Consider the following 8,747-nt stretch of genomic DNA (forward strand, 5'->3'; position numbering starts at 1 on the left):
ACGTGCCGCCACGCACAGTGGCTAATAGTGATAAAAAATACAGCTAACTCACGCAAACCACTAACAACGAAAGCACCAACCCGGCATCAACCCCGACCGAGTACGAACGAAAACCCCGTCCACCGGCGCGATGCCTTAGCAAAGGCTGCAGGAAAAAGCTTCACCGCAACACCACCCTACCCGCCGGCCGCGCGAACCGCTTGGCGCCGACCACGCAAAGAACCACGGCGGTCGCAACAGCAACCATCGACCAGCCGACCGGTTCGTGCAACAACGTCGCCGCAAGCACCAACCCGAAGAACGGCTGAAGCAATTGCAATTGCCCCACAGCGGCGATGCCTCCCTGAGCCAGGCCGCGATACCAGAACACGAAGCCGATCAACATGCTGAACAAGGACACGTAGGCCAGTCCCATCCATGCCGATCCTCCCACGTCGACCCAGGACGACGGCATGGTGGCGAGCGCCAGCGGCGCCATGATGGGTAGCGACAATACCAGTGCCCAGGAGATCACCTGCCAGCCGCCAAGCTTGCGCGAAAGTCTGCCGCCTTCGGCATAACCCAGCCCGCAGACGACGATGGCGGCGAACATCAGCAAATCACCGATAGGAGATGCTCCCGTCCCTTGCGCCAACGCGAAGCCGGCGACGAGCGCGGCGCCGAAGCCGGAAAACAGCCAGAAGGCCGGCCGGGGGCGTTCCCCCCCGCGCACGACGCCGAAGATCGCGGTTGTCAGCGGCAGCAAGGCAACGAACACAACGGAGTGAGCAGCGGTGATGTGTTTGAGCGCGAGGGCGGTCAGCAGAGGAAAGCCAATGACCACGCCGCACGCTACTACCGCGAGCGAAATCAGATCGCCTCTTTCGGGGCGCTTTTGCCGGAACACGAGCAGGAGCGCAAGTCCCAGCAAGCCCGCGATGCCAGCGCGTGCGACCGTCAGGAAGACCGGGTCGAAGGCGGCGACGGCGACGCGTGTCGCGGGTAACGATCCGCTGAAAATCAGCATTCCGAGGAAACCGTTCATCCATCCGCTTGCAGTCTTGTCCATCGCGTACCCCTGTTTTCAGCTTGCCAGTATCGACCTGAAAAGCATGGTTTTTCCAGAGACAGTGCACTACAGTTAAGGAAAACTGTATGGGTTAAAGATCAGTACACATGGAAGACACTACACTCCTGGAAACAGATGCCGGCACCCTGGTCGAGCGGGTCATGCAGGTCATTCGGCAGCGGATATCCGCGCGCACGCTGGCGCCGGGCGCCAAGGTCCCGTCCATCCGGGGCTTCGCTGAAACGCTGCAGGTGTCGAAATCCACCGTGGTCGAAGCCTATGATCGCCTGGCGGCCGAAGGTGTCATCCAGTCGCGTCGCGGCTCGGGTTTTTACGTCGCCGGACATCTGCCGCCGCTGTCGCTCGCTGAACTGGGCCCGCGCCTGGACCGCGTTGTCGACCCGTTCTGGGTGTCGCGGCAATCGCTGGAAGCGAGCGAGGATGCACTGAAACCCGGCTGCGGCTGGCTGCCCGCGTCATGGCTGCCGGAGGCGGGACTGCGCCGCGCATTGCGATCCGCCGCGCGCACCGACTTAACCGTGCTGGCCGACTACGGCACGTCGCTCGGACTGCCGGCGCTGCGGCAATTGCTTGCCCGGCGCATGGCGGATCGCGGCATCGAAGCGGCGCCCGACCAGATCATCCTCACCGAATCCGGCACGCAAGCCATCGATCTGATATGCCGTTTGCTGCTCGAACCGGGCGATACGGTACTCGTCGACGACCCCTGTTATTTCAATTTCCTCGCCCTGTTGCGCGCTCATCGGGCGAAGATTGTCAGCGTCCCGTACACGCCGTCCGGTCCCGATATCGACCTGTTCGCGCAGGCGCTCGTGGAGCATCGCCCTCGCCTCTACATCACCAACTCGGCGCTTCACAATCCGACAGGGGCGACGCTGTCGCCGGTCGTCGCGCATCGGCTTCTGAAGCTCGCGGACCAGTCGGGTCTTACGATTATCGAAGACGATATCTTCGGCGACTTCGAACACGAAGCCGCGCCTCGTCTGGCAGCTTTCGACGGTCTGGAGCGAGTCGTCCATATCGGCAGCTTCTCCAAGAGCCTCTCGGCATCGGTGCGCTGCGGTTTTATCGCGGCCCGGCGCGACTGGGTCGAACGATTGATCGATTTAAAGATTGCCACGTCGTTCGGCGGCGGACGTCTTTCAGCCGAACTCATACTCAGCGTGCTGAAAGACGGCACGTACCGAAAGCATATGGAGGGCTTGCGCGAGCGCCTGTCCCGTTCGATGGGACAAACAAGCGCGCGGCTGGAAGCACTTGGCATCGAACCATGGATCGAGCCGCGCGGCGGCATGTTTCTCTGGTGCACGCTGCCCGAAGGACTGGATGCAGCGGACATTGCCCAGCGCGCACTGGCCGACAACGTCGTCCTTGCACCGGGCAATGCGTTCAGCGTCGCGCAGTCCGCAAGCCGCTTCCTGCGTTTTAACGTCGCGCAATCGACGGACCCGCGCGTTTTTACCGTGCTTGAAGCAACCATGGGCGAGCGTGGCTGAGCTGTCTTAACGCAGCTTCAATGTCTATGCCATCCGCGCCAGTGCTTCACTGATCAACACTCGCGTCAATTCGCCCGCCGGCAGTTCACGCGCAAGCCGCGCCGCCTGCCCAGACCAGAGGTTCGTGAAGTCGTCCTTGCCTGCCTGCTCGGCCTTGGCCTTAAGCGGCGCAAGCGCGGCAGCTGCAAGCGGAAAGTCGGGCGTCACAGTGGACAACGGACCGACTTCGCGGATCACCCGATTGATGATGCCGCGAGCCGGCCGGCCGGTGAATACGTTCGTCAAGACGGTAGAGTCGTCTTGTGACTCGCGCAGCGCAATACGATGCAGCTCAGGTAGCTTCGCCTCGGGACAAAACAGATAAGCCGTCCCGATCTGCACGGCGGCCGCGCCCAGCGCGAACGCAGCGACAATTCCTCGTGCGTCGGAGATGCCGCCGGCAGCGATCACGGGCACCGCGACGGCATCGGCTATTTGCGGCACCAGCGCGAACGTGCCGATCTGCGCAGCCATGTCGTGCGTCAGGAAATTCCCGCGATGCCCACCGGCTTCAAGGCCCATCGCAATCACGGCGTCACAACCATGCGCTTCGAGCCAGCGCGCTTCTGCCACAGTTGTTGCCGATGCAATGACTTTCGCGCCCGTCGCCTTCACGCGATTAAACAGAATTTTATCCGGCAATCCGAAATGAAAACTCACGACCTCGGGTTTTAACTCCTCCACGACCGCGCAGAAGTCGCTGTCAAACGGGCGACGGTTTGCAGCGGGCGGCGTCACTTCGGGATCGAGTCCATATTCAATGTAGTACTCCGCGAGACGCGCGCGCCACGCCATGCTGCGCGCGGCGTCGGCTTGCGGCGGAACATGACAGAAGAAATTGACGTTGATCGGGGCGCGCGTTTTCGATCGGATCAGCGCGATGGCGTCGCGCGCCTGCTCCACACTGAGTTGCGCGCAAGGCAGCGAACCCAGGCCGCCTGCTTCGCATACGGCCATCGCCATTTCCGGCGTGCCGGGGCCCGCCATGGGTGCCAGAATGATAGGTGACTCAATACCAAACAAGTCGACAATGCGACGATCGCGCCACGTGCTCATGCTCTTTTTCTCCTCGATGGTGATCGCCACTTTACTCCGCCTGACCCCGCTCGCGGCTGGGCCACATTAGCGTGAAAAGCGCGCTTCGAAACAGCCGTTATCATGCGCTGTCAGCAGCGCAAAGCTTAGCAAGCTTTCAAGGAGCGAGCGGCGCTTTGAAATGATAATTGATATCACTTTTCCAGATATCGAGAGTCGGGATGGACGCCGCCGATCTACGCATATTCGAGTCGGTCGCGCGAAACGGAGGCATGAATCGCACGGCCCTAGAGCTTCATACCGTGCAGTCAGGAAGAGGAACCGGGTGCACCGCTTTTCACCAGCACTTCCGGTTGGGATGTTCGTACCGAACACGACTGGATATCGTGCTGGCGCGGCACGGCATGCTGGCCAGTACGCCTCTCGAATTCGGCTCGCTCGACGCCATGCCCGGTTGCGTGGCTGCGGGCGTCGGCGTGACGCTGCTGCCGAAAGGCGTGGTCGCCACGGCATGGCGCGAAGGCCGCGTGGCCGTGCATGACGTGGCGCCCGAAGACGCTCGTGTCGACACCCTGTTCGTGCGTCGACACGACGTGTACGCAAGCACCGCGCTTAACGCCTTTCTCGACGTTGCGCGCCCGGTTGCAGCGCCTGCACTGATGCTTGCGTGAACCCGCTAAAGAACCACTCTAAACGCCATTACCGCCCACGGTCTTGACGCTTTTCCATTGCCCCTGCTGGACCACGAACAACGTATAGGGCGGCTTGATCAAGTCACCGTACGGATCAAACGCGATCTTTCCGGTAACACCGGTCACGGTCGCCTTCGACATGCTGTCGAGAATCTTCTGGCGATCCAGTGAATTCGCGTCATGGATAGCTTTTATCATCACGAGCGCTGCGTCATACGCAAACGGAGCATACAGTTCGACATCCTGATTGAATCTTGCCTTGTAACGCTTGCCAAACTCCTGCGCCGCAGGCAACTTGTCGAGCGCCGGGCCGGGCTCCAGATCCTGCGTACCTTCGCCGGCCGCGCCGGCAATCTGCAGGAACGCGTTGCTCTTCAACGCGCCCGCGCCGAACAGCTGCGCCTGCATGCCCAGCGAACGCATTTGCTTGACGAGCATCGCACCTTGCTCGTCAAGACCGCCAAAGAAGACCACGTCCACATTCTTGCTCTTCAGCGAGGTCAGGACCGCGCGAAGATCGACCGCTTTGTCGTTCGTGAACTCACGGTCGACAATGTTGCCATTCGCTTCCTTGACGCCCTTCTCGAAAGCATCGGCCAGACCCTGCCCGAACGCCGTACGATCGTCGATAATGCCGATCCGTTTCGCCTTGATCTGCTCGACCACGAAATGACCCGCCACGACACCGCCAATGCCGTCGTGACCCATGGTGCGGAACACATTCTTGAAGCCTTGTTTCGTCAATTGCGGGTTAGTCGAACCGGGCGTGATCATCGCGACATTCGCCTGATGGTAGACCGAGGATGCCGGAATGCTGCATCCGGAGTTGTAGTGGCCGATCACGCCCACAACACCCTCATCGACCAGCTTCTGCGCGCCCTGAATTGCCACGCGGGGGTCGGCCTGATCGTCCTGTACATCCAGGACAAACTTGACCGGCTTGCCGCCGATGACCGGATTTTTCGCATTCTCTTCATCGAGTGCAAGTTGGGCGCCGTACTGCAAATCCTTGCCCACGCGTGCAACCGGCCCCGTGAGCGGCCCTGCAAAACCGATCTTGACGGTCTCCGGGTCCGCACCGTATGACGGCGCATGCGCGCATAGACCCGTCAGGGCAAGCGCGATAATCAGATTTCGACGTTTCATGATGTCAGTCCTTGTTTCGAGAGGCTGCTGCGTGGGTTAAAAACGACTTGGGCTATAAGGATTCAGATCGACCGGCGGCGTGCGGCCCGCCACCAGGTCTGCGACGACGCTGCCCGTTACACCGCCTAGCGTTACGCCGAGGTGCTGATGCCCGAACGCGTAGATAACGTACGGCGACGCGCCCGATGGTCCAATCACCGGCAGGCCGTCAGGCAAGCTCGGCCTGAAGCCGAGCCACGGGCTGTCGGGTTCGCGCAGCGCCGGCAGCGCTTGCTGCGCCGAGGTCGTCAGCAGTTTCAGCAGTTCCGGATTTTTTCGCGGCCCATAACCGCCAAGTTCGACCGTGCCCGCCGCGCGAATGCCGCCTGTCATCGGCGTCATGTAGAAACCGCGCTCCGCCCAGCCGCAAGGGCGCGAAAGCAGCGCCGAAGTGCCCGGAAAACGCACGTGATAACCCCGTTCCGTGTCGAGCGGCACGCGGTCCCCGCACTGCCTTGCGAAGCGCTTCGACAACGCGCCGGTGCAAACGATGACGTGTCCGGCGGTGTACGACCGGCCGGCTTCATCCACCAGACCTGCGCCGTTGCGTTGCGGCTTTATGGTGCTGATCGCCACTCGCTCGTGCTCAAGCCCAGCCGTGGTCATCGACCCATGCAGCGCCTGCAAGAAGCCGCGCGGGTCGGTGAGAAACCAACTGTCGTCGAACATCGTGCCGTGCTCGAAGATCGGCGCAAGATTGGGTTCGATCTGGCGAATGCCCTCGCCATCGAAGGTCCTGAACTGCACGCCGAGCGAACGGCGCAAGTCGAGCGACGCCTGCGCTGCCTTGAACGATGCCGGGTTCGAGTACAGGTACAAGCACTCCCGCTGCCGCACGAAGCTCATGAGCGCATCGGTGGCAAGCATCTCCCGATAACCTTCGAACGCGCGCGACAGAAGGCTTGCCAGCGCCCTTGCACTGTGTTCGTAATTACTCTGCCTCGCACTCAGCAAAAAGCGCACGAGCCACGGAGCCAGTTGCGGCATGTGCCCCCATCGAATCCGCAAAGGGCTCGTCGACGAAAGCAGGAAGCGCGGCAGATTACGAAACACATCCGGGTTGTTGACCGGGATGCACGCATAGTTCGCAAAGGTGCCGGCGTTGCCGTACGACGCGCCTTCGCCCGGGCCCTGCGGGTCAAAAATGGTCACGTGATGCCCTTCCCGCATCAGCCAGTAAGCGCACGACAAGCCGATAAAACCGGCACCAAGAACCGCGACCTCGGCCATCACTTTTTCCCGTTGTTTGCTGTCGTGAACGGCGAGCGTCCGCCGCTTTGCGTACCGGACGAAACACGCGCCCGTGCGGACGATTGCTGCGCCGGACGGCCCGGGTAAGTTGAAAACAATCGATCGGCCACAAGAGTCCTCTGTTGTTCTATCGTTCTGCGTCGTACCGGCGCTTCGCCGACACACAAACCATGGAAACATCCTCACACAAAGTTTTTTTGTGTGCAATTAGTTTATCTTTGTGTGGACTTAGGTACTTTCCCGACTATGAAAACGGCGTCTCGGGCGTGACTTGGCATCGCTTGGGCTATAGAATCGCTGTGACGATCGCAAGCGGCGAGGCGCAGATGGCCGCGTCCACTGCACCACCGCACGCAGACACCGGATTGCATGAGACCGGACAGGCTTTTGTATGGAGGTTGAGGCTGGATGAATACCGTTAAAAACCACACAAAAAACGACGCAGCACTTCAAACAAAGCGGCGCCAGGCGACCTACCTCGAGGTGTCGGGCAAGCTCGAAGAAAAGGTCCGCAACGGGTTTTATCCACCCGGCAGCCGGTTGCCGCCGCAACGCGACTTGGCAGTGGAGCTCGGTATCAACGTGTCGACCGTTTCGCGGGCTTATAAGGAACTGCAGGCGCGCGGACTGATCGTGGCAAGCAAGCGGCGCGGATCGATGGTGACGGGTGGCGCAATGCCCTTTGTACCGACGGGCCAGATCCGCACCGCGACGGGCGACGCTGCATCGAACGCGGTGATCGACCTGACCGTCAACCGTCCCGCCACGGGCGAATTCCTCGCGCAGCTGGCGCGGACCATGACGAGCGTCGCCCGCGATCCGAGATTCGCGCAAACGCAGGAGTATCAACCGCCCCAGGGGCCCGACTGGGCGCGGGCAGCTGGCGCGCGCTGGATGGCCGCGCCGGGCCTCACGCCGACACCGGACAATATTGTTGTCACGAGCGGCGCGCAGCACGGTCTATATGCCGTGTTGAGCAGCCTGATGGGACACGACGGCGTGATCCTGTCCGACCAGTTGACTTACTACGGCCTCAAAGCACTCGCGCCGGTATTCCAGTTCGAGCTGGTCGGCATTCCGAGCGATGGGGACGGCCTGTTGCCCGATCAACTCGAAGACGCATGCCGGCGCATGCGGGTGAAAGCGATTTTCACGGTGCCGAATCTGCAGAACCCGACCGTCGTGACCATGAGTCTTGCGCGACGCGCGGCGCTCGTCGCGATCGCGCGGCGGCATCACATTGCGATCATCGAGGACGACGTTTACGGGCCGCTGTTGCAAACCCGTTTGCCTACCATTGCGAGCCTCTGTCCGGAGCTGACGTTCCACGTTGCCTCGACCTCCAAGATCCTCGCGCCCGGCCTGCGGGTGGGCTTCCTTCTCACGCCGCCCAACGGCGCCGCGCTGGCGGCCGAGGCTGTGCGCACCACTGCCTGGATGCCGGCACCGCTGTCCATGCTCATCACCACTCGCTGGATCGAGGACGGCACGGCCCAGACCATTCTCAACGAACAGCGCACCGAGTTGCGCGCACGGCAGGACCTCGCGCGCGACCTGTTGCCGGGTGAGCACCTGAACAGCGATCCGGCGTGCATGTTCGTCTGGCTGCGCGTACCCGCACCTTGGCGCTCGGATGATTTCGCCGCGAACGCGCTCGCGCGCGGCGTCAATGTCATGCCTGCGTCGGCGTTTGCGGTCGACCGGTCGACGACCGAGCACGGCGTGCGCATCAATCTCGCGTGTGCGTCGTCGCGCGAGCAACTGGTCACCGCGCTGCGGATCGTGGCGCAAACCCTGCGGGACAAACCGCGGGCGCTGTTCGGCACGATTTAGAAGTTTGGTTTCGTTCGCACTCGGGGTTCTGTTTGGGGGGGTGGGGTGGGGCGGGCGGGCTTGGGTTGATGCCGGGTTGCTGCTTTCTGCGCCCGTGGCCGGTCTATGCTGGCTGTTCTCTTTATCACTATTAGCCACTGTGCGTGG

Annotated in this window: 7 protein-coding genes; 3 read left to right on the forward strand and 4 right to left on the reverse strand. The window is 61.9% G+C overall.

The window, feature by feature from the left end:
* Positions 1-160: 160 nt before the first annotated feature.
* Entirely contained in the window at positions 161-1,048 is an 888-nt protein-coding gene (locus tag M0D69_RS42645; RefSeq protein WP_301787809.1) for a DMT family transporter, read from the reverse strand.
* A 107-nt stretch (positions 1,049-1,155) separates the two neighbouring features.
* On the opposite strand from M0D69_RS42645, the gene M0D69_RS42650 reads away from it, so the two are divergent.
* Entirely contained in the window at positions 1,156-2,565 is a 1,410-nt protein-coding gene (locus tag M0D69_RS42650; protein WP_301787810.1) for a PLP-dependent aminotransferase family protein, read from the forward strand.
* A 24-nt stretch (positions 2,566-2,589) separates the two neighbouring features.
* Here M0D69_RS42650 and M0D69_RS42655 read toward each other — a convergent pair whose 3' ends face one another.
* The gene (locus M0D69_RS42655; RefSeq protein WP_301787811.1) at positions 2,590-3,660 is read right to left on the reverse strand and encodes a nitronate monooxygenase family protein; all 1,071 of its coding nucleotides are present in this window, start codon (positions 3,658-3,660) and stop codon (positions 2,590-2,592) included.
* A 251-nt stretch (positions 3,661-3,911) separates the two neighbouring features.
* Between M0D69_RS42655 and M0D69_RS42660 the strand changes: the two genes are divergently transcribed.
* Positions 3,912-4,310 (forward strand): LysR substrate-binding domain-containing protein, encoded by a 399-nt coding sequence (locus M0D69_RS42660; protein WP_301787812.1) that lies wholly within the window; start codon positions 3,912-3,914, stop codon positions 4,308-4,310.
* Positions 4,311-4,328: 18 nt separating this feature from the next.
* Here M0D69_RS42660 and M0D69_RS42665 read toward each other — a convergent pair whose 3' ends face one another.
* Positions 4,329-5,477, reverse strand: a complete 1,149-nt coding sequence (locus M0D69_RS42665; protein ID WP_301787813.1) for a branched-chain amino acid ABC transporter substrate-binding protein — start codon at positions 5,475-5,477, stop codon at positions 4,329-4,331.
* A gap of 36 nt (positions 5,478-5,513) precedes the next feature.
* Entirely contained in the window at positions 5,514-6,746 is a 1,233-nt protein-coding gene (locus M0D69_RS42670) for an FAD-binding oxidoreductase (RefSeq protein ID WP_301787814.1), read from the reverse strand.
* Positions 6,747-7,175: 429 nt separating this feature from the next.
* On the opposite strand from M0D69_RS42670, the gene M0D69_RS42675 reads away from it, so the two are divergent.
* Positions 7,176-8,600, forward strand: a complete 1,425-nt coding sequence (locus M0D69_RS42675) for a PLP-dependent aminotransferase family protein (RefSeq protein ID WP_301787815.1) — start codon at positions 7,176-7,178, stop codon at positions 8,598-8,600.
* Positions 8,601-8,747 lie beyond the last annotated feature (147 nt).

Origin of the sequence: Caballeronia sp. SEWSISQ10-4 2 (assembly GCF_030464885.1) — a bacterium.
Classification (GTDB): domain Bacteria; phylum Pseudomonadota; class Gammaproteobacteria; order Burkholderiales; family Burkholderiaceae; genus Caballeronia.

Excerpts from the sequence above, each read along its gene's own strand:
- M0D69_RS42645 (WP_301787809.1), bottom strand. The coding sequence starts at position 1,048 with ATGGACAAGACTGCAAGCGGATGGATGAACGGTTTCCTCGGAATGCTG.
- M0D69_RS42650 (WP_301787810.1), top strand. The coding sequence starts at position 1,156 with ATGGAAGACACTACACTCCTGGAAACAGATGCCGGCACCCTGGTCGAG.
- M0D69_RS42655 (WP_301787811.1), bottom strand. The coding sequence starts at position 3,660 with ATGAGCACGTGGCGCGATCGTCGCATTGTCGACTTGTTTGGTATTGAG.
- M0D69_RS42660 (WP_301787812.1), top strand. The coding sequence starts at position 3,912 with ATGAATCGCACGGCCCTAGAGCTTCATACCGTGCAGTCAGGAAGAGGA.
- M0D69_RS42665 (WP_301787813.1), bottom strand. The coding sequence starts at position 5,477 with ATGAAACGTCGAAATCTGATTATCGCGCTTGCCCTGACGGGTCTATGC.
- M0D69_RS42670 (WP_301787814.1), bottom strand. The coding sequence starts at position 6,746 with ATGGCCGAGGTCGCGGTTCTTGGTGCCGGTTTTATCGGCTTGTCGTGC.
- M0D69_RS42675 (WP_301787815.1), top strand. The coding sequence starts at position 7,176 with ATGAATACCGTTAAAAACCACACAAAAAACGACGCAGCACTTCAAACA.